We start from the raw sequence: 22,944 nt of genomic DNA, 5'->3' as shown, positions 1-22,944 counted from the left end.
AGTCAGCGCGTGCTCGACCAAGGCGCACCCCCGCACAGCAGTACCCAGACCGCCCCACCGTCCCCGGGTGTCGGCGCGCGTCTGATGCGTCGCAAGCCCGTGGAACACCTGGTCGCGGAGGGCGGTCAGGGTGAGGGAGGGTCCCTGCGGCGCTCCCTCGGCCTGTGGCAGCTCACCATGATCAGCATCGGTGCCACCCTGGGCACCGGCATCTTCGTGGTCCTGGGCGACGCCGTCCCGGAGGCCGGTCCCGCGGTCACCCTGGCCTTTGTGATCGCCGGTCTCACCGCACTGTTCTCGGCCCTGTCGTACGCGGAGCTCGCGGGCAGCATCCCGGTCGCCGGCTCCTCGTACTCGTATGCATACGCAACGATGGGTGAGCTGGTCGCCTGGGTCTGCGGCTGGTGTCTGGTGCTGGAGTACGGCGTGTCGGTGGCCGCCGTCGCCGTCGGCTGGGGCGAGTACCTCAACGAGCTGCTGAACGGCACCATCGGGGTGACCATCCCGGCCCTGCTGTCCTCGGCGCCGGGTGAGGGCGGGATCATCAACCTGCCCGCCCTGATAGTCGTCCTGCTGGCGATGGTGTTCCTGCTCGGCGGCGTCCGTGAGTCCGCCCGCGCCAACACGATCATGGTCGCCGTGAAGATCGCCGCGCTGGTGCTGTTCTGCGCGGTCGGGTTCATGGGCTTCAAGTCCGGCAACTACGCCGACTTCATGCCGCTCGGCATGGCGGGCGTGAGCGCCGCCGGCGCCACGCTCTTCTTCTCCTACATCGGCTTCGACGCCGCCTCCACCGCCGGTGAGGAGGCCAAGGACCCCAAGCGGGACCTGCCGAAGGCGATCATGCTGTCGCTGATCATCGTGACCGCGCTGTACGTGCTCGTCGCGGGCGTCGCCGTCGGCGCCTGGCACTGGACGAAGTTCGAGGGCTCCAACGCCTCCCTCGCCGCGATCATGAACGACGTCAGCGGCCAGACCTTCTGGGGCACCCTGCTCGCGCTCGGCGCGGTCATCTCCATCGCGAGCGTCGTGCTCACCGTGCTCTACGGCCAGACCCGCATCCTCTTCGCGATGTCCCGCGACGGCCTGGTGCCGAAGGCGCTCGGCAAGGTCCACCCCAAGACCGGCGCGCCCCGCCTCAACACGGTGATCGTCTCGCTCTTCTGCGGTGCCCTCGCCGCCCTCATCCCGCTGGGCAAGCTCGTCGACGCCACCAGCATCGGCACGCTCTTCGCCTTCGCGCTGGTCAACATCGCCGTCATCGTGCTGCGTTACCGGCGGCCGGAGCTCGAGCGCACGTTCAGGGTGCCGTTCGGGCCGGTGCTGCCGGTGCTGGGCTTCCTGTTCTGCGCGTACAACATGTTCAGCCTCGACACCGTGACCTGGGTGGTCTTCGGGTTCTGGATGGCCGCCGGTCTCGTGTTCTACTTCCTGTACGGCTATCGCCGTTCCAGGCTTGCAACACCAGAAGTGAAGTGAAACCCCCGCAGTGCTGAACGATCTCGACGAACGCATCGTGCACGCCCTCGCCGAGGACGCCCGCCGCTCCTACGCGGACATCGGGCAGCTCGTCGGCCTGTCCGCGCCCGCCGTGAAACGGCGCGTGGACCGGCTGCGCGCCACCGGAGCGATCACCGGGTTCACCGTCCGGGTCGACCCGGCGGCGCTCGGCTGGGAGACCGAGGGGTTCGTCGAGATCTACTGCCGGCGCAACACCTCGCCGGAGACCATCCAGCGAGGTCTGGAGCGCTACCAGGAGGTCGTGGCCGCGTCCACCGTCACCGGGGACGCGGACGCGATCGTGCAGGTCTTCGCCTCCGACATGCGGCACTTCGAGCGGGTCCTGGAACGGATCGCCGGGGAGCCGTTCGTGGAGCGGACCAAGTCGGTGCTGGTGCTGTCGCCGTTGCTGCGGCGGTTTTCTTCCGGGTCCCCCACGTAGTGCTCCGCCGGTAGCGCCGCGTGGGGCCGTCGGTCGGTTGCGGCGCCGTCGTGGCTGGCCGTGCCCACGCGGCGGAGCCGCACAGCTGTACAGTCCCGCGCCCCTGTCGGGGCGCGTTCACCGCTCCGCGTCTCGGCCGGTCGCGGCCTTTTCGTTCGGTTGTGTAGTGAGTCGTCCGGTGGCTGGTGGGGGCTGGCCGTGCCTACGCGGCGGAGCCGCACATCTCTCCAGCTCAGCGCCCCTCTCGGGCGCGTCACCGCCCCGTGGCTCGGTCAGCCCGCGGCGTCTCCGCTCGGTTGCGGATCGCCGTCAGCAGGCTCCGTACGATCACCGTGTGCCCGCGCGTCCCGATGACCAGGAGCCGGTAGAGGCGGCCGGCCGGGCCCGGGAAGGCGGCCCATGTCTCGGCGCGCACGCGGGTACGGCCCGCGCCCGCCTCCTCCAGGCGGAAGATCAGGGCGTACGCCGAGAAGCGATGGCTTCCGGCGAGCGCCAGTTCCCTCCCCGGCACCGCGGTCACCACATGGAACCCGGGGACCGTCGAACCCTCGGCCAAGGGGCGGGGGCCGGCGACGGCGCGGTCGGCGCAGCCGAGCAGGCGTGCGGCGACCGCCGTGCGCCGCTCCCCGAAGCGGCGGGCCACGGTCTCGCCGACGGCTCGCCAGACGGCGTCCGGCTCCGCGGCGACGACCGACGTGTGCGCGTCGACGAACGGCAGAGCGAGCAGCTCGGCGGTGTCCATGAAGGCTCCCTGGGTCTGGCGGTCCGGGTTCTGTCCGGCATCCGGGTTCTGTCCGGCAGTCTCGCCCGCCGGTCCGTGCGCCGGCCTCCACCGGTGGGCCGACGTACATAGCCGCTCGGCGGAGGAGCCCGGCGCCCGCCTCCTCCTGGCGAAGGGCGCGCACCGGCGCCAGGTGCCAGGCCCCCTCCGACACCATGTGCCCACCAGCTCCGCCACCGGGCGCGGGACGCTGTCGGAGAACGGGTAGTTGTACGGCGTCGTCACATGCCGCGAGGTCAGCGGCCGGGTGGGGGAGACGCTCCGCACCGTCAGCCACGGGACTCGGTGAAGGCGAACCAGATCGCCTGGACGCGCCCCGCCCGGTCCAGGAAGCCCGCGAAGGTGCGTCCGGCCGACGCCGGGCGCGGCGAAGAGCTCGCCGGCCGGGATGTCCGTACGGCTGACGCACGCGGTCGCGGCAATCCCGATGCGCCGACGGGCCCTGCCCGCCTACCATCGATGTCATGACCTGGCGACATTGATATTCCAGCCGTGCCTCCCGAGGGCCGCCTCGGACGCCGTACCTCCGGCGTCCGAACAGCCCCTCTGGGAAGGCCTCATGACACTCTCACCCGCGCGTGTGCCCGCCACCGGCGTCCGGCGGCTCACGGCCACGCTGTACGGCTACTCGTTCCTGGACGACTTCGTCCTGCTCTACCCGGTGTACGCGCTGCTGTTCGCCGACACCGGCCTGTCGCTCTGGCAGATCTCCTCCCTGTTCGCCCTGTGGTCGCTCACCGGCGTCCTGCTGGAGGTCCCCTCCGGCGCCTGGGCCGACGCCGTCTCGCGCCGGCTGCTGCTGTGGCTCGGCCCGCTGCTCACGGCTGTCGGCTTCGCGCTGTGGGTGCTCGTGCCCTCGTACTGGGCCTTCGCGGTCGGCTTCGTGCTGTGGGGTGCCGGGGGAGCGCTCGGCTCCGGTGCTCTGGAGGCGCTGGTGTACGAGGAGCTGGACCGGCTCGGCGCGGCCGACCGGTACGCGCGTGTCATGGGGCGGGCCCAGGCGGTGCGCCTCGTGGCCACAGTCATGGCGGTGGGGCTCGCCGGGCCGGTGTTCGCGCTCGGCGGCTATGCGGTGGTCGGGGCGGCCAGCGTACTGGCGGCCCTGCTGACCGCGGCGACGGCGACCCGGTTCCCGGAACACCGGACGCCGGCGGCGACTGAGGGCGGCAGCTGGTCCGTGACCCTGCGGTCCGGGCTCGCCGCCGCCCGCGGGGACCGGTCCCTGCGCGGAGCGCTGCTGCTCGTGCCGGCCGTCGGCGCCGTATGGGGCGCGCTCGACGAGTACACGCCGCTGCTGGTCCGGGAGACCGGGGTTCCGGACACGCTGGTCCCCTACCTGATCATGCTGATCTGGGCCGGAGCCACCGCCGGGAGCCTGCTCGCCGGGAGGGCCGAGGCCCTCGGCGCGAACGGACTCGCGGCGGTGCTCGCCGGCGCCGCGCTGGCCCTGGCCGTCGGCGCCGCGGCGGGCACACCGGCCGGCCTCGGCCTGGTGGCCCTCGCCTTCGGCGGCTTCCAGCTGGCGACCGTGCTCGCCGACGCCCGGCTCCAGCACCGCATCCGGGACAGCGAGCGGGCCACGCTCACCTCGGTCGCCGGGCTCGGCACCGAGCTGGCCACGGTCGCCGTGTACGGCGGCTACGCGGTGCTCGGCGGAGCCGCCGCGCACGGCACCGTGTTCGGCGGCTACGCGGTGCTCGGCGGAGCCGCCGCGCACGGCACCGTGTTCGCGCTGTTCGCCGTGCCGTACCTGGTGACGGCGGTGCTGCTGGCTAGAGCGGCGGGTTCCACGGCACGACCGTGAAGTCGCCCGTCCCCTTCTTGACCTTCTCGAAGGGGGCGGAGCTCACGCACTTCGGCAGATCCTTCGGGCCCAGGTCCTCGGTCGTCGCCCAGCTGTAGCCGAGCCGGTCGTGGCGGCCGAGGTCGTGCACCGTGATGCCGACACGGGTGCCCTTGGAGCCGGGCAGGTTCGTGTCCGTGACCACGCCCGAGACGACGGCTACCTTTCCTCCGGTGACCAGGCAGTCGACCTTCGCCTTCGCCCAGCCCCCGTTGTCGCCCAGGTAGTGGCTCCACTCGAAGGTGCCGGTTGCCTTGAGCGGGTCGTCCTTGTCCTTCGCCGCCAAGTGAGCGTCGAAGGTGAACGTGATGTCGTCCCCGGCCGAGCGGTACAGCTCGGCGGTGCCGGTGAGCGCGGCGGCCTCCCGCTGCCGCGGTGCGTCTGACGCGGTGGCGGACGCGGCCGCTCCGGCGGTGAGCAGCAGTGCGGAGCCGAGCACGACGATCTTCGTACGGCGGTTCATCGTGGTCCTTTCTGCAGGTCAAGCGGACAGTGACCACTCTCCCGGCGCCGCGCCCGCGGCACATCGCACCGGGGACGGGACCGCGCCTCCGCCGTCCGGCGGGGAAACCGGCCGGGCCTGCGCTCCGAGGCGGACCCGGGCTACGACCGGCGTCGTGCAACGAATCGCCGCCCGCCCCCCGACGCACGCAACGAACCGCTCACCGGCGCGCAACGGCTCCTTCTTGTCCGCCCTGGTCAGCCGCCCGTACCTTCTACGTGGCCCCCCGAATCCCCCTTTCCGCCCGGTGAGGATCACGCATGCGCACCGCCCTGCTCCAGAGCTCCGGCCGCCCCGGCTCGACCGTCGAGAACCTCAAGGTCCTCGACGAGGCCGCGGGCCGTGCCGCCGCCGCGGGCGCCGGGCTGCTGGTGGCGCCGGAGATGTTCCTGACCGGGTACGCGATCGGCGGCGACATCGCCCGCCTCGCCGAGCCCGCCGACGGCGACAGCGCGGACGCGATCGCCGAGACGGCGACCCGGCACGGCCTGGCGATCGCCTACGGCTACCCGGAGCGGGCCGGCGACACCGTCTTCAACTCCGCCCAGCTGATCTCCGCCGACGGCACGCGTCTTGCCAACTACCGCAAGACCCACCTCTTCGGCTGCTTCGAGCGCGACCACTTCACGCCGGGCGACCAGCAGGTCGTCCAGGCCGAGCTCGGCGGCCTCCGCGTCGGCATCCTGATCTGCTACGACGTCGAGTTCCCGGAGAACGTCCGCGCCCACGCCCTCGCCGGCACCGACCTGCTGGTCGTGCCGACCGCGCAGATGCACCCGTTCCAGTTCGTCGCCGAGTCGATGATCCCGGTGCGGGCCTTCGAGAACCAGATGTACGTCGCGTACGTCAACCGGGCCGGCCGGGAAGGGGAGTTCGAGTTCGTCGGCCTCTCCACCCTCGCCGGCCCCGACGGGGTCGCCCGCACCCGCGCCGGACGCGGTGAGGAACTCGTCCTCGCCGACGTCGACCCCGCCTTCCTCGCCGCCTCCCGCGAGGAGAACCCGTATCTGAAGGACCGCCGCCCCGGTCTGTACGGGTCCCTGGTCTGAAACCCCCCGAGCCTCCCCCCGCTTTCTTTGTCGCAGTCGCAAGGAGTCCGTACCCCATGACGTCCACGGTGCCCAACGCCGTCCAGCACGCCGACGAGCAGCAGCCGCCGATCACCATGTTCGGCCCGGACTTCCCGTACGCCTACGACGACTTCCTCGCCCACCCGGCGGGGCTCGGCCAGATACCGGCGACCGAGCACGGCACCGAGGTCGCGGTCATCGGCGGCGGGCTCTCCGGCATCGTGGCCGCGTACGAGCTGATGAAGATGGGCCTCAAGCCGGTCGTGTACGAGGCCGACCAGATCGGTGGGCGTCTGCGGACCGTCGGCTTCGACGGCCCCAACACCGAGGGCCTGACCGCCGAGATGGGCGCGATGCGCTTCCCGCCGTCCTCCACGGCCCTCCAGCACTACATCGACCTGGTGGGCCTGGAGACCCGGCCCTTCCCCAACCCCCTCGCGGAGGCCACCCCTTCGACGGTCGTCGACCTCAAGGGCGAGTCCCACTACGCCGAGACGATCGACGACCTGCCCCAGGTCTACCGCGACGTCGCCGAGGCCTGGAACAAGTGCCTCGAAGAGGGCGCCGACTTCTCGGACATGAACCGGGCCATGCGCGAGCGGGACGTGCCGCGCATCCGCGAGATCTGGGCGAAGCTCGTCGAGAAGCTCGACAACCAGACCTTCTACGGCTTCCTCTGCGACTCCGAGGCCTTCAAGTCCTTCCGGCACCGCGAGATCTTCGGCCAGGTCGGTTTCGGCACGGGCGGCTGGGACACCGACTTCCCCAACTCCATCCTGGAGATCCTGCGGGTCGTCTACACCGAGGCCGACGACCACCACCGCGGCATCGTCGGCGGCTCCCAGCAGCTGCCGCTGCGCCTGTGGGAGCGTGAGCCGGAGAAGATCGTCCACTGGGCCCACGGCACCTCGCTCGCGAAGCTGCACGAGAACGGCGAGCCCCGCCCGGCCGTGACCCGGCTGCACCGCACGGCCGGGAACCAGATCACCGTGACGGACGCGAAGGGCGACATCCGCACGTACAAGGCGGCGATCTTCACCGCCCAGTCCTGGATGCTGCTGTCGAAGATCGACTGCGACGACTCGCTCTTCCCGATCGACCACTGGACCGCCATCGAGCGGACCCACTACATGGAGTCCTCCAAGCTCTTCGTGCCCGTCGACCGGCCGTTCTGGCTGGACAAGGACGAGGAGACCGGCCGGGACGTCATGTCGATGACGCTGACGGACCGCATGACCCGCGGCACCTACCTCCTGGACGACGGTCCGGACAAGCCCGCCGTCATCTGCCTGTCGTACACCTGGTGCGACGACAGCCTGAAGTGGCTGCCGCTGTCCGCGAACGAGCGGATGGAGGTCATGCTGAAGTCGCTCGGCGAGATCTACCCGAAGGTCGACATCAGGAAGCACATCATCGGCAACCCGGTGACCGTCTCCTGGGAGAACGAGCCCTACTTCATGGGCGCGTTCAAGGCCAACCTGCCCGGCCACTACCGCTACCAGCGGCGCCTGTTCACCCACTTCATGCAGGACCGGCTGCCCGAGGACAAGCGGGGCATCTTCCTCGCCGGTGACGACATCTCCTGGACGGCCGGCTGGGCCGAGGGCGCCGTCCAGACCGCGCTGAACGCGGTCTGGGGGGTCATGCACCACTTCGGCGGGGGGACCGACGCGACCAACCCGGGTCCGGGTGACGTCTACGACGAGATCGCGCCGGTCGAGCTGCCGGAGGACTGAGCCCGGCCAGGGCTCAGAGCCCGGCGGTCCGCACCGCCTCGTACACCTCGGCGGCGACGTCCTGCAGCTCCTGGCCGTCCCGCGTGGTGCTCTGCAGGTCGAGGAAGAACTCCTCGACGCCGGACTCGGCATGGGCCGCGAGGTCCTCGACGATCTGGCCGACGCTGCCCCGGAAGGGGGCGCGGTCGTCGCCGTCGTACGCCTTGGGCGTGTACTGGGTGTTCGCCCGCGCCACCACCCGGATCGGCTCCGTGCGGCCGCGTTCGGCGGCGAGGTCGTGCACCTGCCGCCACTGCTCGGCGAGCTGGTCGGCGCCCATGGCCACGGGCAGCCAGCCGTCGGCGCGGTCGACCAGCCGGGTCAGCGCCTTCTTGCTGTTGGCGGGGAGCAGAACCGGGATCGGCCCGGCGGGCTTGGGCCCGACGACCGACGAGGCGATCTTGGTGATGTAGCCGTCGTACGTCACCGGGTCCGGGCCCCAGACCGCCCGGCAGACGTCGAGGACCTCGTCGAGGATCCGGCCGCGCTCCTCGAAGGGGGCCACGCCCGCCGCCGCGTACTCGTCGAGCGACCAGCCCGTGCCGAGGCCCACCGTCAGCCGGCCGCCGCTCGCCGCGTCCAGCGTGGCGAGCGCCTTGGCCAGCTGGAACGGGTTGTGCAGCGGGGCCACCAGAACGCCCGTGCCGAGCCGGATCCGCTCCGTCGCCCCGGCCGCCAGCGTCAGCGTCACCAGCGGGTCGGGGACGCCCCGGTAGTGGTCGGGCCAGGGCAGGCCGGGTACGCCGTACAGGCCCTGGGTCGCGGGCTCCGGGAACAGGGCGCGCTCGTAGACCCACACGCTCTCGTAGCCGATCTGTTCGGCGGCGCGCGCCACACCCGGCACGTCACGTCCGATGTCGTACTGCCGCGCTTGGGGGAGGCTCAGTCCCAGCCGGATGGCCATACGTACGCTCCTTCGCGTCGATTCGCCTGGCAGTTCAATGCGCAACCTAACGCTGACGCAAGGGGGTTGAGGGTCAGCGACAGGCGGAGTGGCCGAGATCAGTCCGGCAGTGGCGTGAGCAGCATGCGCCCCGCGAACCCCACCGCCGCGTCCAGCCGCTCGGTGAACTCCCCGGCCAGCTCCGGCAGTCGGCGCAGCGCCCACAGTGCCCGGGCCGCCGACCAGGTGGCGTCGCGGGCCCGCTCCAGGCTCCAGGAGCCGAGCAGGTGGGTGAGCGGGTCGGCGATCTGGAGCAGGTCGGGACCCGGCATCAGATCTTCGCGGATGCGCTCCTCCAGCGAGACGAGGAGATCACCCACCCGGTCGAACTCGTCCTCCAGATCGGCGGGTTCGCAGCCGAGGCTACGACAGGCGTCCACGACGGCGAGCGCCAGATCGTGCCCGATGTGCGCGTTGATGCCCGCGAGCGCGAACTGCAGTGGTCGTACGCCGGGATGGTGGCGCATCTGGAGCAGGGGCCGCCAGCAGGCGGGCGGGCGCCGCTCGTCCGCGGCCCTCTCCACCGCGGCGAGATACCGCTCCGCGAACCGCACGTCCAGCGTGATCGCCGCCCGCGCGTCCGCGAACCGGCCCCCGTCGATGTGCCGGTCGACCGCCTCCGTGACGGTGAGGTAGACGCGGTTGAAGACCGCCACCCCGTCCCGCTCGGGCAGGGTCGCGTCGAGGGCGCGCATACGGGAGACGATCGCGTCCACAGGTGTGGTGAATTGTTCGCATTGCGCCATGGGGGCAGAGTCCCAGCTTTAGGCTGGCGGAAGTGTCGGCGGGCCCGGCGCTTCCCCAGAACGGGGGAACGCGCTCGCTGTGGGGGAGGGGGAGCAGGACCGTGTCAGGCTTACGTGCCCAGCGACTGGCCGCACGCAGGTCCGAGCGAAGGAAGGCTGCCCGGCGCACTGCCATGGTCGTGGTGGCCTCGGTCGTGGTCGCCGTCGGCACCGCGGCCGGCATGATCTCCGCGCTCGACGACAGACGGGGCTCCGACGAGGCCGGGCCGCCCGCGGTGACGCGTTCGCCGGGCCTGGACGCCCTGCCGGTCGCGCCCTCGCCCTCCCCGCCGGTCCTCACACGGTCCCCTTCCCCCACGTCTCCCACGCCTTCCCCCACCCCGGAGAAGACGCCGAGCCCCACGCCCTCGCCGACGAGGACCGAGCGGGAGCGGCAGACGTCCGTGGTGTCCGCCCGGCTCTACCGCCACCCCGAGTCCCAGGTGCTCGCGTGGGTCGCGGACAACCCCGGCGACCCGCGCCACGCCGTCATCCGGGCCCGGATCGCCGCCCAGCCGGCCGCGGTGTGGTTCGCCGACTTCGCGCCGGACACCGTCACCGCCCGGGTGCGCGCGGTCACCTCGGGCGGATCGGAGCTGGGGCGCATACCGGTGGTCGTGCCGTACGCGATTCCGGGCCGTGACTGCGGCGGGCACTCCGAGGGCGGGGCGCCCGACCTCGGGGCGTACGACGCCTGGATCGACGCGTTCGCCGCGGGGCTGGGCTCCGGCGATGTCATCGTGATCCTGGAGCCCGACTCCATCGCCCAGGCCGAGTGTCTCCCGGCCCGGGAACGCGCCGACCGCTTCGCCTCGTTGGCCCGCGCGGGCCGCGCCCTCAAGTCCGCGAACCCCAAGGCACGCGTCTACTACGACGCCGGTCACTCCGGCTGGAACGCCCCCGGCAAGCAGGCGGAATGGCTGAAGCGGGCCGGTGCCGCCTCGCCCGAGTCCTCCGACGGCATCTTCAGCAACGTCTCCAACTTCCACACCACGGCCGACGAGATCGCCTACGACCGACAGGTCCTGGACGCCCTCGGCGGCCCCGCGGGCCTGGGCGCCGTCATCGACACCAGCCGCAACGGTGCCGGGGCCCCGGCCGACGGCGAGTGGTGCGACCCGGCGGGCCGCAAGCTGGGCCGGGCGCCGACGCTGAGCACGGGAGAGGCACGCATCGACGCCTACCTGTGGGTGAAGCTGCCGGGGGAGTCGGACGGCTGCAAGGGGCGACCCGGCACCTTCACGGCGTCGTACGCCTACGACTTGGCGCGCTGACCCTCGCTGTCGTGGGAGGGCTCGTCGTAGGAGGACGTGCCCTCGTCGAGCAGCGGCTCCTGCGTCTTGAGATGGGCCGGGGCGAACGCCCGCAGCGCGTGGTAGCCGGTGATGACGACCAGCGTGCCCAGCGCGATGCCGCTCAGCTCGAAGGTGTCGGTGAACTCCATGGTGACGTCGCCGACGCCGATGACGATGCCCGCCGCGGCCGGCACCAGGTTCAGCGGATTGCGCAGGTCCACCTTGGCGTTGATCCAGATCTGCGCGCCGAGCAGGCCGATCATGCCGTACAGGATGACGGTGATGCCGCCGAGGACGCCGCCCGGGATCGCGGCCACCACCGCCCCGAACTTGGGGCAGACGCCGAAGAGCAGCGCGAAGCCGGCGGCGGCCCAGTAGGCGGCGGTCGAGTAGACACGGGTCGCGGCCATCACGCCGATGTTCTCGGAGTACGTGGTGTTGGGCGGGCCGCCCACCGCCGTGGACAGCATGGAGGCGGCGCCGTCCGCGGAGATGGCGGTGCCCAGCTTGCCGTCCAGGTCGTCGCCGGTCATCTCGCCGACCGCCTTGACGTGCCCGGCGTTCTCGGCGACCAGGGCGATGACGACGGGGAGGGCGACGAGGATCGCCGACCACTGGAAGGACGGGCCGTGCAGATCCGGCAGGCCGATCCAGTCGGCCTTGGCGACACCGGAGAGGTCGAGCCGCCAGTGGTCGGTGAGCCTGCCGCTCGCGTCGACCGAGTGGATCTTGCCGAAGATCCGGTCGAAGGCCCAGGAGACGCCGTAACCGAAGACCAGCCCCAGGAAGATCGCGATCCGGGACCAGAAGCCGCGCAGACAGACGACCGCGAGGCCGGTGAACAGCATGACCAGCAGCGCCGTCCACTGGTCCTGCGGCCAGTAGGTCTTGGCCGTCACGGGCGCGAGGTTGAAGCCGATCAGCATCACGACGGCACCCGTGACGATCGGCGGCATCGCGGCGTGGATGATCCGCGCCCCGAAGCGCTGTACGGCGAGCCCCACCAGGAACAGCGCGACACCGACGACGAAGACCGCGCCGGTCACGGTCGCGCTCGTGCCGCCGTCGGCCCGGATGACCGCGGCGACGCCGACGAAGGAGAGGGAACAGCCGAGGTAACTGGGCACCCGGCCGCGGGTGGCGAGCAGGAAGACGACCGTCGCGACGCCCGACATCATGATCGCCAGGTTGGGGTCCAGACCCATCAGCACCGGGGCCACGAAGGACGCGCCGAACATCGCCACCACATGCTGGGCGCCGAGCCCCACCGTGCGGGGCCAGGAGAGCCGTTCGTCGGGCCGGACCACCGCTCCCGGCGCCGGGGTGCGTCCGTCGCCGTGCGGTTTCCAGCGGACGCCGAGATCCATGGTGCGGTTTCGCTTTCGTCGTGCGTGCGGGTGTCCGGACCATTGTGAGGGACGCCCGAAACCGTCCCGACGGGGGCTGATCAGGGCTGCTGAGCGTCCGCTTAGGATGACTGGAGTCAACTCGTACGTCCCAGGAGTCCCGCACGTGACCGCCGAAGCCCCGACCGCGCCCGCCCTGTCCTACGGCCGGCTCATCCCCGTCACCGTCCACTTCGACGACTGGACGCGCTCGGGCTGCTGCACAACGCCCGCTATCCGCTGATGGTCGAGCGCGCCTGGGCGGAGCTGTGGCAGGAGCACGGCTTCCGCTTCGAGGGCGACTGGGTGGCCGCCGGGGACGCCTGCAACGCGGTCAGGGAACTGCGCATCGGCTACGAGGCGCCGGTCACGCGGCCGGGCACCTACGCCGTCCACCTCTGGCTGGAACGGCTCGGCGACACCGGCCTGACGTACGGCTTCCGCTTCTGCTCGGCCGACGGTTCGACGACCTACGCCCACGGCACCCGGGTGCTGGTCCGGCTGGACGCCGCGACGCTGCGGCCGGCGCCGTGGAGCGAGGGCTTCAGGGCCGCGGGTCGGGAACTGCTGCGTCCGGCCGGCTGACCTTCGGACGGTCCCGGTCGCCGGCGCGCAGGACGCCCGCGAAGGCGGCGAGCCCGGAGGCCAGCACGGTGACCAGGCAGAAGGACACCATCAGGCTGGTGGCCTGGGCGATGCCGCCGATCGCGCTCGGGGCGACGAGCCCCGAGGTGTACGTGATCGTCGCGACGCCCGCGATGGCCAGCGAGGGGTTGGGGCCGCTGCGGCCCGCCGCCGCGAAGCACAGCGGGACGACCACCGCGATGCCCAGGCCCAGCAGGGCGAATCCGGCCATCGCCACCGCCGGACGGTCCGACGCGACGATGCACAGGCCGCCGAGTGTGGCCAGTACGCCGCTGAACCGGACCGTGCGCACGGCCCCGTAGCGGTCCACCACCCGGTCACCGGCGATCCGGGCGAGCGCCATCGTGAGCGTGAAGCCGGTCGTGCAGGCGGCCGCGAGGCCGGCCGAGGTGCCCAGCTGGTCCCGGAGATACACCGCCGACCAGTCCAGGCTCGCGCCCTCCGCGAAGACCGCGCAGAACCCGACCGCGCCAATGAGCAGCGCCGACCGGGGTGGCAGCGCGAACCGGGGCGGCGGCTCCTCGTCCTCGGCGGGCTGCAGATCCAGCACCCACCGGCAGGCCAGTACGCCGAGGAAGGTGAGGGCCGCCGCCGCGAGCGCGTGGTGCAGCCGTGCGTCCGTGCCCAGGTGGGCCGCGAGGGTGCCGGCCGCCGAGCCGATCAGGGCGCCCGCGCTCCACATGCCGTGCAGGCCCGACATGATCGACCGGTCGAGGCGGTTCTCGACCTCGACGCCGAGCGCGTTCATCGCCACGTCCGCCATGCCCGCCGTGGCGCCGAAGACGAACAGGGCCAGACACAGGGTCAGCAGGTTCGGAGCGAGGGAGGGCAGGGTGAGGGCGAGCGTCCACAGGGCGATCAGTCCGCGCAGGGCGTTGCGGGCGCCGAAGCGGTGGCTGATGCTGCCCGCGACGGGCATCGCGACGGAGGCGCCGAGCGCCGGGAAGGCGAGGGCGAGTCCCAACTGGCCCGCACTGACCCCGGCATGGTCCTGGATCCACGGCACACGTGTCGCGAAGGAGCCGGTGACAGCGCCGTGCACGGCGAAGACGGCCGCCACCGCGTACCGGGCGCGCCTCACCTCGCGAAGGTCGTAGACCACTTCACTCATTGTGCGACCCTTCCTGGTCCTCGGTCCGTGCCTGTCCTGGCGCTCGGAACGTGCCTGCCCGGGCCCTCGGGCCCTGCCTGCGCCCATTGTCTGCGCCGCGGCGTAAACTATCAGGGAGCCTGCCTGATAGATAGAGGATTTAACCGGCCGCCCGCCGCCCTCCGCCTGCCGCACGGCCTCGCCGATCTGGAAGGATCCCGGCATGCCCGCATCCCCGAGCACCGCCCGGGCCATCAACGACCGGCTCGCCCTGCGCCTGCTCCAGCAGGAGGGCCCGTTGACGGCAGGGCAGTTGAAGCAGCTGACCGGCCTGTCCCGGCCGACCGTCGCCGACCTCGTCGAACGTCTCACCGCCGCCGGGCTGATCGCGGTGGTCGGCGAAGCGGGGGAGCAGCGGCGCGGACCGAACGCCAAGCTGTACGGCATCGTCGCCGACCGCGCCCACCTGGCCGCGCTGGACGTCCGTACCGAAGGCGTCTCGGTGGTGGTGTCCGACCTGGTCGGCGCCGTGCTCGCCGAGGCGTCGGTGCCGATCGGCGGCGACACCGGGACGGGCCCCGCGGTGGAGCAGGCGGTCGCGCTGGTGGAGCGGGTGGTCAAGGAGGCGGGGGCGGACCGGCTCCATACGGTCGGAATCGGCGCCCCGGGCCTGATCGACCCGGCCACGGGCGAACTGCGCGACTCCACCGGCCTGCCCGAATGGCACCGCCGCCTGGTGGCGGCCCTCCAGGAACGCCTCCCCGAGGCCCGCGTCAACGTCGAGAACGAGACCAACCTCGCCGCCCTCGCGGAACAGCGCGACGGCGTCGCCCGCGACCGGGACACCTTCGTCCTCCTGTGGCTGGGCCACGGCACGGGCGCGGCCGTGGTCCTCGACGGGGCACTGCGCCGCGGTGCCTCCGGAGGCACCGGGGAGATCGGGTTCCTGCCGGTGCCGGGAACGTCGGGGCTGCCGTCCGCGGTGGACTGCGCCGGGGGATTCCACTCGCTGGCCGGGGCAGCGGCGATCGTGGAGCTCGCCGGGGCCTACGGGCTGACCGTCGAGGGCGGCGCCGCGCACGAGCCGTCGGCGGCAGGGGTGGTCAGGGACGCGGTGGCGCTGGTCGCGCGGAGCGACGCCGAGGGGGCGGGGAAGGACCAGGGCGGCCTCGACACGGCGTCCGCCGCCCGCTTCCTGGACGCCCTCGCCGATCGCATCGCCATCGGCGTCGCCTCCGTCGTCGCCGTCCTGGACCCCGGCTGTGTCGTCCTCGGCGGAGAGGTCGGACACGCCGGCGGGGAAGCGCTGGCCGGGCGGGTGGAGGAGCGGGTGCGGCGGATGGCGCCGCCGGCGACCGTGGTGCGGCCCAGCAGCCTCGGCGGCGAAGCGGTTTTGCGCGGAGCGCTGCTCACCGCACGGGACGCGGCACAGGACGAACTGTTCGCGCCCCGGGACCGGTGACCTGCCCGGCGCACGGCCGTCCCACTTGGTGACCCCGGTCAGGACCCCTGCCCGGAAGTGCCGTCAGGATCCGGTCGCCGTCACCGGACCGCCGATCAGATGCCGCACCCACCCACGAGCCGGGAACGGCAGGCGCCGCGCCCTTACACGACCGCGGGTCAGGCGCCCCACGCGTCAAAGCCCCCGGTCAGGCGTCCCGCCCGTGAGGGCCCCGGCCGGGCACCCCACCTGTGAATCCGGCCGGGCACCCCACCTGTGAATCCGGCCGGGCACCCTGCCCCTGAAACCCCCGGTCAGGCGCCCCCCAACGCCCCCCGGCCAGACACCCCACTTCCCGCCCCCCGTCAGACACCCCGCCGCCCACCGCCCCGCCGCCCCAGATACCCCCCGAACGTCCCCTTGCCCACCGCCCGCCCCGGTGTCAGATGGCCGCCCGAGCGGAAGGCCCGGTACGCCTTCCCCCACAGCGGTACGTTCACCACGAGCCGCCTGCGGCCCGTGGCCGCGAGATACGCGCGGGCCAGGGCGTCGAGGGTCCGTACCTCGGGGCCGCCCATGTCTTCCACCCGCCCGGCGGGAGATCCCAGGGCCAGTTCGGCGAGCCGGTCCGCGACCTCGGCGACCTCGATGGGCTGGTCCTTCACGCCGGCCGGCAACAGCATCACCGGCGACTTGGAGAGGATCCCGAACACGCGCACCAACAGGTCGTGGAACTGCGTGGTGCGCAGCACGGTCCAGCCCAGCCCCGACTTCTCGATCAGCCGCTCAACCGCGAGCTTGGACTTGTAGTAACCGAACGGCACCCGGTCGACGCCGACGATCGAGATGTAGACGAGATGCCGTACCCCGGCGTTCCGCGCCGCCGTGAGCAGATGCCCGGCCGCCTCCTCGTCGCCGCCGCCCGGCGAGGACGCGCAGTGCACGATCGTGTCCACGCCCGCCACCGCCGCGTCCAGACCCGGGCCGCCCTTGCGCAGATCGACGGCGTACGGCTGGGCGTGCCGGCTGAGGACCCGCACCTCGTGCCCGTCCGCGCGCAGCCGCTCGGTGACGAGCCGGCCGAGCGTTCCGGTGCCGCCGGTCACCAGGATCGTCGTCATGCTGTTCAGCCCCTTCGGACATCGGCCGCTCCCGCGTGGAGCGGCCCTCTTCAGGTGAGACGGAACAACCGGTGCCGAATGTGACAACCTCCGTGCGCCGGACCTACGCCCCGGCCGGCTGACGGTCCGCGAACGCCAGCTTGTCCGGGTTCACACGGCCCGGGCGTGCACGACGAGCCCCTGGGGCAGTTCGAGCGCGACCGCGAGCCGAGCAGCGCCTCGCCCGCCCACGCGGCCACCGCAGGCTCGCCGTTGATCTCGGCCGTCGTGAAGCGCATGCCCGCCGCGAACCGCTGGAACAGGCCCACCAGGAAACGCGACACCTTCTCGCGGCCCTCGACCGGCCGCCGGGCCGCGGTGACCTTCCCGCCCCCGTCACTCGACCAGGTCGCGTCGGCCGCCAGCAGCTTCTCCAGCCGGGCCAGATCACCGTCCCGCGCCGCCGCGACGAAGGACGCGACCAGCTCCTCCTGCCGCTCGGGAGCCGCCTCGAACCGCGCCCGCGGCTCACCCACCCGCCGGACCGCCCGCCGGTACAGCTGCCGGCAGTCGGCCTCGGTCAGGTCCAGCACCTCGGCGATCTCCCGGTGGCCGTACGCGAACGCCTCCCGCAGCACGTACACGGCACGCTCGGTCGGCGTGGGCCGCTCCAGCAGCACCAGCATCGCCTGGGCGTCCGGCGGTTCTGGCCGGGTGAGGTCATGCCTACCCGGCGGCCTGGCTCGCCAAGGTCGTCACCAACCTCTGCCTGACCCGGCTGACCTCGGCCAGGGCCCGGCGCGAGCGGCTGGGAGACCCGGCGGCGGGCAAGGGCCGTCGTCACCGCCGCCGGGCCGTCTGCACGGGGTTCAGCAGGCTCCCTGGTCCTGCCACACACCCCATTCACCGGTGGTGCCGGGCTCCTCGCCCTTCGTCCACCACCTGGCCTTCCACGAGTGCCCCTTGTGGGACACCGTGCTGCCTCCGCCGTACTCCGTCGTCGGGTTCCAGCCAACGGCCGTGCACTGCGTACTGGAAGAGGTCGGAGAGGGGGAGGGGGTTCCAGAGGGGGTCCCCGGCCCCGGCTCCACGACGGTCGTCCCGCGCGCCAGGTCCCCGGCCAGCGCGTACGTCCGCCCGCCGAACGTCACCGTCCAGTTCGACGGCGTCGACACCGGCAGGTAGTACACGAAGTCCACCTCCGCCGACGCCCCCGGCGCCAGCGTCTGCCAGCTCGGCAGCTTGAGGGAAACGCGGTGATAGTCGCCCTTCAGGCCGCCGACATTGCTGCCCGTGTGGTCGCTGCGGACCACCGAAGTCCCCCACCCCGACTGGTCCTTGGCGTTCCCGGGCGCCGAGGTGCCGTAGTCGAACCGGAACTCCGTGCCGCCGGGCAGCGTCGCCGTCGTGTGGTTGGTGATCCTGAGCTTGGGGCTGATGGGGTAGTTGGAGTCGCCGAGCGGGAACTGCCCGAAGTCGACGTCGATGTCCAGCGCCTCGGCCGGCAGCTCGGTCGTCGACCGCTTCGCGCCGTACGGGGTCGCCGACCTGAACTTCTCGTACATCGCGGAGGTGAGCGTCGAGCCGGGCTCGTACTGCCCCTTGGCCGCGTTCCAGCCGTAGTCACCGGCCAGCTCCCACACCATCGTGCCGCCGATGCCGTTGGCGACCACATAGTCGGCCTTGGCGTTCACCGACTGCTCGTCCTCGGTGGACAGGAACACCTTCTTCTCGGCGTTCCACAGCCAGGGCGCGACCAGCGTGGAGTCGTACCTGCGGGCGTATGTGCCGGTCAGCTTCGTGTCGGCCGGGAAGCCGTACTTCGTGACGTAGTCCCCGACGATCCCCTTCTCCAGGTTCTTGGCGTGCCACATCGGGTTCGAACCCGCCGGTGACTCCTTGCCGTCGGTGTCGAGGTCGTGCCAGAGGTTGTCGATCCCCACGGCTCCGTCACCGCACTTGGTCAGTCCGGAGCCCGCCGGACAGTTCGTCGAGGGCGCCCTGCCCCACAGGCCGTCCGTGCCGCCGGTGACGTTCTTGAATCCCCGGGTGTAATAGGGCAGTCCGATGTTGATGCGGCCCGCGGGCATCGAACCGCGGAAGTAGTGGTAGGCCCAGTCGGTGTTGAGATAGCCGATTCCGCCGTACTGGGCCGTGGAATACACGCCCGCCGTCGAGAGTTCGGCGTCCTTTCCGTCGTCGAAGAGGGAGGCGTTCGGGCCGACGTGCTCGTTCCAGGCGCCGTGCAGGTCGTAGGACATGATGTTGACGTAGTCCAGGTACTTCTGGACCTGGAAGGTCTCCATGCCGCGCAGCAGATATCCGGAGGAGGGCGCCGCGACGGAGAGCAGGTAGTGCCTGCCGTCGGCCGCGCCCGCGCGGTCGAGCTTCTCGCGGAGCGTCCTCATCAGGGCCGCGTAGCCCTTGACCAGGCCGGACCTGCGGGCGTTGGAGAGGGACCAGTCGAGCGGGTTGCCCGCGTCCTTCATGGACGTCGGGTACTCGTAGTCGATGTCGACGCCGTTGAAGCCGTACTTTCTGATGAAGTCGACCGCGGACGTCGCGAACGTGTCGATGCCGGTCTGGTTGACGGACCCGTCGGCGTTCGTGGCCATCGAGTAGAAGCCGCCCGAGTTCACGCGCGTGCCGCTGTCGTCGAAATATCCGCCGGTCTCGGCCCAGCCGCCCACCGAGATCAGCGTCTTGACGTCCGGATGCTGCTTCTTGAATTTGTTCAGCAGATTGAAGTGGCCCTTGTAGGAGAACTCCGGGTCCATGTCCGCGCCGCTCACGCCCGGCCAGGTCATGCCCGTCGCCGGATTGGCGGCGCCGTCCGTGCCGACGGAGATCTTGTTGCTGCCGTCGATGTGCGCGAAGGCGTAGTTCAGGTGCGTGACCTTGTCCCAGGGGATGTCGGGGGCGAGGTAGGCGGGCGTGCCGTCCTTGCCGGTGCGCCAGCCGGTGAAGTAGCCGATCACCCGGCGCTGATGGTCGGCGCCCATCTTCTCCCGGCCGGCCGAGTCGTAGACCGAGCAGTACGGGACGTCGACGCCGGGCGTCCGGTAGAGGCCGTCGGGGCGGCAGGACTCCTGGTCGGCCGCGTGCGAGACGGTCGCCGGGAGGCCGGCGAGCACCAGCCCCGCGACCGTACCGACGGCGGCGAGCAGGGCGGGTCTCGCGCGGTGGAGCGAGGGGGACAGCACAGTCGGTTCCTCTCCACAAAAGGCCACGGAAGCTGCGCAGACCCTAGAGAGGACTAGACCAAAGCGTCAATAGGTATGGACCAATCTCAAGGGCATTTCCTCGTTGGGGGGTTGGGCGCTCCGTGCCCCGCCGGGGAAGTCCAGCGCGGAGGCCTGTGAGCCACCCCACATCGTTCGCTCGCATGGACGCCGATCAGGCGTGGCACACTGGCCCTGTACCAGAAGCAGCGCACTCCGGGGTCGGTGAAAGTCCGAACCGGCGGTTACAGTCCGCGACCCGGTCGCCTCCAGCGGCCGGTTGACCAGGTGAAATTCCTGGACCGACGGTTAAAGTCCGGATGGGAGGCAGTGCGCGGCGGGCGGGCATTCGTGCGCGCCGCCGTACCGGTTCGTCCTTGAGGCGAGCCCTGTCCGGCGTCGCCCTCGGTGTCCCTGCTCGTACATTCTGTCGTCATCGACAGCCCCGGAGTCCGTGCCCGAATGAGGCAGGAGGACCCGGGAAGTGTTCACCGGAATCGTCGAAGAGCTGGGCGAGGTCACGGCCGTCGAGAGCCTCGACGACGCCTGTCGCTTCCGGCTGCGCGGCCCCGTCGTCACCGAGGGCGCGAAGCACGGTGACTCCATCGCCGTGAACGGCGTGTGTCTGACGGTCGTCGACCACGAGGGCGACGAGTTCACCGCCGACGTCATGGCCGAGACCCTGAACCGCTCCAGCCTGGGCGCCCTCACCGTCGGCTCCCGCGTCAACCTCGAACGCCCCACCGCCGTGGGCGCGCGCCTCGGCGGGCACATCGTGCAGGGGCACGTCGACGGAACCGGCCGGGTGCTGGAGCGCAAGCCGTCCGAGAACTGGGAGATCGTGAAGATCTCGCTCCCGGCGGACCTCTCCCGCTACGTGGTCGAGAAGGGCTCCATCACCGTCGACGGCATCAGCCTCACCGTTGTCGACGCCGGCCCCGACTACTTCACGGTCAGCCTCATCCCCACCACCCTCGCCCTGACCACGCTCGGCCTGAAGCAGCCCGGCGACCCGGTCAACCTGGAGGTCGACGTCATCGCCAAGTACGTCGAGCGGATGCTGGGCGACCGCGCCTCCGCCGAAGGGCCGGCAGCCCGGTGAACGCGCTGAACTCCGAGGCCTTCACCCTCTTCGGCCAGCACATCCTCTGGTCGGACATGGTCGGCAACCTCTTCGGCCTGGCCGCCCTCGCCCTCGGCTGGCGGCGCTCCATCTGGACCTGGCCCGTGCAGTTCCTGGCCGGCCTGATCCTCTTCGGGGCCTTCTTCGGCCATCTCACCGGCAGCGCCGGCAAGCAGGCCGTCGTCATGCTCGTCGCCCTGTACGGCTGGTGGCAGTGGCAGCGCGGCACGGGCAGGACGGAGGACGGCCACATCGCCGTACGCTTCGCCACCTGGCGCGAGCGCGGTGCGATGGTCGCGGCGGCCGCCGCCGGCACGATCGCGGTGGCGCTGCTCTTCAAGGCGTACCCGACCCTGTCCTGGGACCCCTGGCCCGACGCCTACATCTTCGTCGGCACCATCGTCGCCATGTACGCCCAGGCGCGCGGCATGGTCGAGTTCTGGTTCGCCTGGCTGCTCGTCGACCTGGTCGGCGTGCCCCTCAACTTCGCCAACGGCTACGCCTTCTCCGGTTTCGTCTACGTCATCTACGGCGCACTCGTCCTGTGGGGCATGCGCGACTGGTGGCTGCGCTCCCGCAAGGACGCGCGGCCCGTTCTGGAAGGAGCGCCGGCATGACCACGGCCCCCGTCTTGTACAGCACCGACACCGTCGAGAACTGGTCGCTCGACCCGATCGAGCAGGCCATCGCCGACATCGCCGCCGGCCGCCCGATCGTGGTCGTCGACGACGAGGACCGCGAGAACGAGGGCGACCTCGTCATCGCCGCCGAGAAGGTGACCCCCGAGATCGTCGCCTTCATGATGAGCGAGTGCCGCGGCCTGATCTGCGCCCCCATGGAGGGCGAGGAACTGGACCGGCTGGGACTCCCGCAGATGGTCGACGACAACACCGAGTCGATGAAGACCGCGTTCACGGTGTCCGTGGACGCCTCCGCCGCACACGGTGTGACCACCGGCATCTCGGCCTCCGACCGCGCGACCACACTCCAGCTGCTCGCGAGCGGCGAGGCGGAGCCGTCGGACTTCGTCCGCCCCGGCCACATCTTCCCGCTGCGCGCCAGGCCCGGCGGCGTCCTGGTCCGCGACGGCCACACCGAGGCCGCCGTCGACCTCGCCCGGCTCGCGGGCCTGCGCCCGGCCGGCGCCATCGTCGAGATCGCCGGCGAGGACGGCGAGATGCTGCGGCTGCCCGAGCTGATCCCGTTCGCCCGCAAGCACGGCCTGACGATCATCTCCATCGAGGACCTGATCGCCTACCGCCGCGGCCAGGAGCTCCCCAAGCCGGTCGAGCAGGCGCCGGCCCTGTCCGAGCCGGTCCCCGAGCCCACCGTCCGCCGCGAGGCCGAGGTCCACCTGCCCACCGTCCACGGCACCTTCACGGCGTACGGCTACCGCTCCACCGTCGACGGCGTCGAGCACGTCGCCCTCGTCCACGGCGAGATCGGCGACGGCGAGAACGTCCTCGTCCGCGTCCACTCCGAATGTCTCACCGGGGACGTCTTCGGCTCGGCGCGCTGCGACTGCGGACCCCAGCTCGACGCCTCCCTCGCGCGGATACAGGCCGAGGGCAGGGGAGTGGTGGTCTATCTGCGCGGACACGAGGGCCGGGGCATCGGCCTGATGTCCAAGCTGCGCGCCTACGAGCTCCAGGAACGCGGCCGCGACACCCTCGACGCCAACCTCGAACTCGGCCTGCCCGCCGACGCCCGCGACTACGGCGCCGGAGCGCGGATCCTGGCGGACCTGGGCGTGACGAGCGTCCGCCTCATGACCAACAACCCCGACAAGTCCGACGCGCTCCTCGACCACGGCCTCAAGGTCACCGAGCGGGAGCCGATGCCCGTGACCGCGGGCGAGCACAACCTCCGGTACCTGCGCACCAAGCGCGACCGGATGGGGCACGACCTGCCCTGGCTGGACCCGGCACCCGCGGCAGCCTCCGCCGCCGCGTCCGCGGCCACCTGTGGCAACCAGTAAGAGACCGACGAGGAGACACGAGAAC

Annotated in this window: 19 protein-coding genes, 2 pseudogenes and 1 riboswitch; of the genes and pseudogenes, 11 read left to right on the top strand and 10 right to left on the bottom strand. The window is 71.7% G+C overall.

What is annotated here, in order from left to right:
* Positions 1-9: 9 nt before the first annotated feature.
* Positions 10-1,479, top strand: coding sequence for an amino acid permease (locus AQI70_RS26305; protein WP_062154309.1), 1,470 nt, complete (start codon positions 10-12; stop codon positions 1,477-1,479).
* A 10-nt stretch (positions 1,480-1,489) separates the two neighbouring features.
* The gene (locus tag AQI70_RS26300; protein ID WP_004002713.1) at positions 1,490-1,942 is read left to right on the top strand and encodes an Lrp/AsnC family transcriptional regulator; all 453 of its coding nucleotides are present in this window, start codon (positions 1,490-1,492) and stop codon (positions 1,940-1,942) included.
* Positions 1,943-2,195: 253 nt separating this feature from the next.
* Here the strand turns inward: AQI70_RS26300 and AQI70_RS38740 are convergent, their stop codons facing one another.
* Together AQI70_RS38740 and AQI70_RS40945 are read right to left on the bottom strand one after the other, a co-directional pair.
* Entirely contained in the window at positions 2,196-2,684 is a 489-nt protein-coding gene (locus AQI70_RS38740) for a hypothetical protein (RefSeq protein WP_062154307.1), read from the bottom strand.
* Positions 2,685-2,939: 255 nt separating this feature from the next.
* Positions 2,940-3,113: pseudogene (locus tag AQI70_RS40945) on the bottom strand (cholesterol oxidase substrate-binding domain-containing protein); the annotation flags it as partial.
* Between the two features lie 169 nt (positions 3,114-3,282).
* Here AQI70_RS40945 and AQI70_RS26290 point away from each other — a divergent pair.
* On the top strand, positions 3,283-4,527 hold the full coding sequence (locus tag AQI70_RS26290; protein WP_062154305.1) for an MFS transporter: 1,245 nt from the start codon (positions 3,283-3,285) through the stop codon (positions 4,525-4,527).
* On the opposite strand, the gene AQI70_RS26285 is transcribed toward AQI70_RS26290, so the two are convergent.
* A complete protein-coding gene (locus AQI70_RS26285; RefSeq protein ID WP_062154303.1) occupies positions 4,496-5,029 on the bottom strand; it encodes a hypothetical protein in 534 nt (177 codons plus the stop codon). The two genes, AQI70_RS26290 and AQI70_RS26285, sit on opposite strands and share 32 nt — an antisense overlap.
* Before the next feature lie 299 nt (positions 5,030-5,328).
* Between AQI70_RS26285 and AQI70_RS26280 the strand changes: the two genes are divergently transcribed.
* Both AQI70_RS26280 and AQI70_RS26275 read left to right on the top strand, forming a co-directional pair.
* A complete protein-coding gene (locus AQI70_RS26280; protein ID WP_062154301.1) occupies positions 5,329-6,117 on the top strand; it encodes a carbon-nitrogen hydrolase family protein in 789 nt (262 codons plus the stop codon).
* Positions 6,118-6,173: 56 nt separating this feature from the next.
* Positions 6,174-7,874, top strand: a complete 1,701-nt coding sequence (locus AQI70_RS26275; protein ID WP_062154298.1) for a flavin monoamine oxidase family protein — start codon at positions 6,174-6,176, stop codon at positions 7,872-7,874.
* A 13-nt stretch (positions 7,875-7,887) separates the two neighbouring features.
* Here AQI70_RS26275 and AQI70_RS26270 read toward each other — a convergent pair whose 3' ends face one another.
* Both AQI70_RS26270 and AQI70_RS26265 read right to left on the bottom strand, forming a co-directional pair.
* Positions 7,888-8,817: an LLM class F420-dependent oxidoreductase gene (locus tag AQI70_RS26270; RefSeq protein ID WP_062154295.1), complete on the bottom strand. Its 930-nt coding sequence runs from the start codon at positions 8,815-8,817 to the stop codon at positions 7,888-7,890.
* Between the two features lie 98 nt (positions 8,818-8,915).
* On the bottom strand, positions 8,916-9,602 hold the full coding sequence (locus AQI70_RS26265; RefSeq protein WP_062154294.1) for a DUF5995 family protein: 687 nt from the start codon (positions 9,600-9,602) through the stop codon (positions 8,916-8,918).
* Positions 9,603-9,775: 173 nt separating this feature from the next.
* On the opposite strand from AQI70_RS26265, the gene AQI70_RS26260 reads away from it, so the two are divergent.
* Entirely contained in the window at positions 9,776-10,915 is a 1,140-nt protein-coding gene (locus tag AQI70_RS26260; protein ID WP_062154292.1) for a glycoside hydrolase family 6 protein, read from the top strand.
* Here the strand turns inward: AQI70_RS26260 and AQI70_RS26255 are convergent.
* Positions 10,897-12,303 (bottom strand): uracil-xanthine permease family protein, encoded by a 1,407-nt coding sequence (locus AQI70_RS26255; RefSeq protein ID WP_062154290.1) that lies wholly within the window; start codon positions 12,301-12,303, stop codon positions 10,897-10,899. The two genes, AQI70_RS26260 and AQI70_RS26255, sit on opposite strands and share 19 nt — an antisense overlap.
* Positions 12,304-12,448: 145 nt before the next feature.
* On the opposite strand from AQI70_RS26255, the pseudogene AQI70_RS26250 reads away from it, so the two are divergent.
* Positions 12,449-12,906, top strand: a pseudogene (locus tag AQI70_RS26250) (acyl-CoA thioesterase).
* Here AQI70_RS26250 and AQI70_RS26245 read toward each other — a convergent pair.
* Positions 12,866-14,077: an MFS transporter gene (locus AQI70_RS26245; RefSeq protein WP_062154288.1), complete on the bottom strand. Its 1,212-nt coding sequence runs from the start codon at positions 14,075-14,077 to the stop codon at positions 12,866-12,868. The pseudogene AQI70_RS26250 and the gene AQI70_RS26245 overlap by 41 nt on opposite strands.
* A gap of 202 nt (positions 14,078-14,279) precedes the next feature.
* On the opposite strand from AQI70_RS26245, the gene AQI70_RS26240 reads away from it, so the two are divergent.
* Complete coding sequence (locus AQI70_RS26240) at positions 14,280-15,518, top strand: ROK family transcriptional regulator (protein ID WP_062154286.1); 1,239 nt, start codon at positions 14,280-14,282, stop codon at positions 15,516-15,518.
* Between the two features lie 344 nt (positions 15,519-15,862).
* Here AQI70_RS26240 and AQI70_RS26235 read toward each other — a convergent pair whose 3' ends face one another.
* The 3 genes from AQI70_RS26235 to AQI70_RS26225 all read right to left on the bottom strand — a co-directional run bounded on the left by AQI70_RS26235 (position 15,863) and on the right by AQI70_RS26225 (position 19,800).
* On the bottom strand, positions 15,863-16,618 hold the full coding sequence (locus AQI70_RS26235) for an SDR family oxidoreductase (protein ID WP_062154284.1): 756 nt from the start codon (positions 16,616-16,618) through the stop codon (positions 15,863-15,865).
* Positions 16,619-16,668: 50 nt separating this feature from the next.
* On the bottom strand, positions 16,669-17,283 hold the full coding sequence (locus AQI70_RS26230) for a sigma factor-like helix-turn-helix DNA-binding protein (protein WP_062154282.1): 615 nt from the start codon (positions 17,281-17,283) through the stop codon (positions 16,669-16,671).
* Positions 17,284-17,466: 183 nt separating this feature from the next.
* Positions 17,467-19,800, bottom strand: a complete 2,334-nt coding sequence (locus tag AQI70_RS26225) for a chitinase C-terminal domain-containing protein (RefSeq protein ID WP_062154281.1) — start codon at positions 19,798-19,800, stop codon at positions 17,467-17,469.
* 225 nt (positions 19,801-20,025) lie between these two features.
* Positions 20,026-20,156: riboswitch (FMN riboswitch) on the top strand.
* A 146-nt stretch (positions 20,157-20,302) separates the two neighbouring features.
* On the opposite strand from AQI70_RS26225, the gene AQI70_RS26220 reads away from it, so the two are divergent.
* From AQI70_RS26220 to AQI70_RS26210, 3 genes are read left to right on the top strand one after another with little or no spacing between them, the layout of a single operon-like run.
* The gene (locus tag AQI70_RS26220; protein ID WP_062154280.1) at positions 20,303-20,920 is read left to right on the top strand and encodes a riboflavin synthase; all 618 of its coding nucleotides are present in this window, start codon (positions 20,303-20,305) and stop codon (positions 20,918-20,920) included.
* Positions 20,917-21,558: a nicotinamide mononucleotide transporter family protein gene (locus AQI70_RS26215; protein WP_062154279.1), complete on the top strand. Its 642-nt coding sequence runs from the start codon at positions 20,917-20,919 to the stop codon at positions 21,556-21,558. Before AQI70_RS26220 ends, AQI70_RS26215 begins: the two co-directional genes overlap by 4 nt.
* Complete coding sequence (locus tag AQI70_RS26210) at positions 21,555-22,919, top strand: bifunctional 3,4-dihydroxy-2-butanone-4-phosphate synthase/GTP cyclohydrolase II (RefSeq protein WP_062154278.1); 1,365 nt, start codon at positions 21,555-21,557, stop codon at positions 22,917-22,919. The genes AQI70_RS26215 and AQI70_RS26210 overlap by 4 nt, the downstream gene beginning before the upstream one ends.
* Positions 22,920-22,944: the final 25 nt, after the last annotated feature.

Source organism: Streptomyces curacoi, assembly GCF_001513975.1.
GTDB classification, from domain to species: domain Bacteria; phylum Actinomycetota; class Actinomycetes; order Streptomycetales; family Streptomycetaceae; genus Streptomyces; species Streptomyces curacoi.
The sequence above is the reverse complement of the archived record's forward strand: the minus strand, read 5'-3'. Positions and strand labels throughout refer to the sequence as shown.

What these genes read in the sequence shown, in the direction of transcription:
- AQI70_RS38740 (WP_062154307.1), bottom strand. Translation starts at nt 2,684, where the DNA reads ATGGACACCGCCGAGCTGCTCGCTCTGCCGTTCGTCGACGCGCACACG.
- AQI70_RS26290 (WP_062154305.1), top strand. Translation starts at nt 3,283, where the DNA reads ATGACACTCTCACCCGCGCGTGTGCCCGCCACCGGCGTCCGGCGGCTC.
- AQI70_RS26285 (WP_062154303.1), bottom strand. Translation starts at nt 5,029, where the DNA reads ATGAACCGCCGTACGAAGATCGTCGTGCTCGGCTCCGCACTGCTGCTC.
- AQI70_RS26280 (WP_062154301.1), top strand. Translation starts at nt 5,329, where the DNA reads ATGCGCACCGCCCTGCTCCAGAGCTCCGGCCGCCCCGGCTCGACCGTC.
- AQI70_RS26275 (WP_062154298.1), top strand. Translation starts at nt 6,174, where the DNA reads ATGACGTCCACGGTGCCCAACGCCGTCCAGCACGCCGACGAGCAGCAG.
- AQI70_RS26270 (WP_062154295.1), bottom strand. Translation starts at nt 8,817, where the DNA reads ATGGCCATCCGGCTGGGACTGAGCCTCCCCCAAGCGCGGCAGTACGAC.
- AQI70_RS26265 (WP_062154294.1), bottom strand. Translation starts at nt 9,602, where the DNA reads ATGGCGCAATGCGAACAATTCACCACACCTGTGGACGCGATCGTCTCC.
- AQI70_RS26260 (WP_062154292.1), top strand. Translation starts at nt 9,776, where the DNA reads ATGGTCGTGGTGGCCTCGGTCGTGGTCGCCGTCGGCACCGCGGCCGGC.
- AQI70_RS26255 (WP_062154290.1), bottom strand. Translation starts at nt 12,303, where the DNA reads ATGGATCTCGGCGTCCGCTGGAAACCGCACGGCGACGGACGCACCCCG.
- AQI70_RS26245 (WP_062154288.1), bottom strand. Translation starts at nt 14,077, where the DNA reads ATGAGTGAAGTGGTCTACGACCTTCGCGAGGTGAGGCGCGCCCGGTAC.
- AQI70_RS26240 (WP_062154286.1), top strand. Translation starts at nt 14,280, where the DNA reads ATGCCCGCATCCCCGAGCACCGCCCGGGCCATCAACGACCGGCTCGCC.
- AQI70_RS26235 (WP_062154284.1), bottom strand. Translation starts at nt 16,618, where the DNA reads ATGACGACGATCCTGGTGACCGGCGGCACCGGAACGCTCGGCCGGCTC.
- AQI70_RS26230 (WP_062154282.1), bottom strand. Translation starts at nt 17,283, where the DNA reads ATGCTGGTGCTGCTGGAGCGGCCCACGCCGACCGAGCGTGCCGTGTAC.
- AQI70_RS26210 (WP_062154278.1), top strand. Translation starts at nt 21,555, where the DNA reads ATGACCACGGCCCCCGTCTTGTACAGCACCGACACCGTCGAGAACTGG.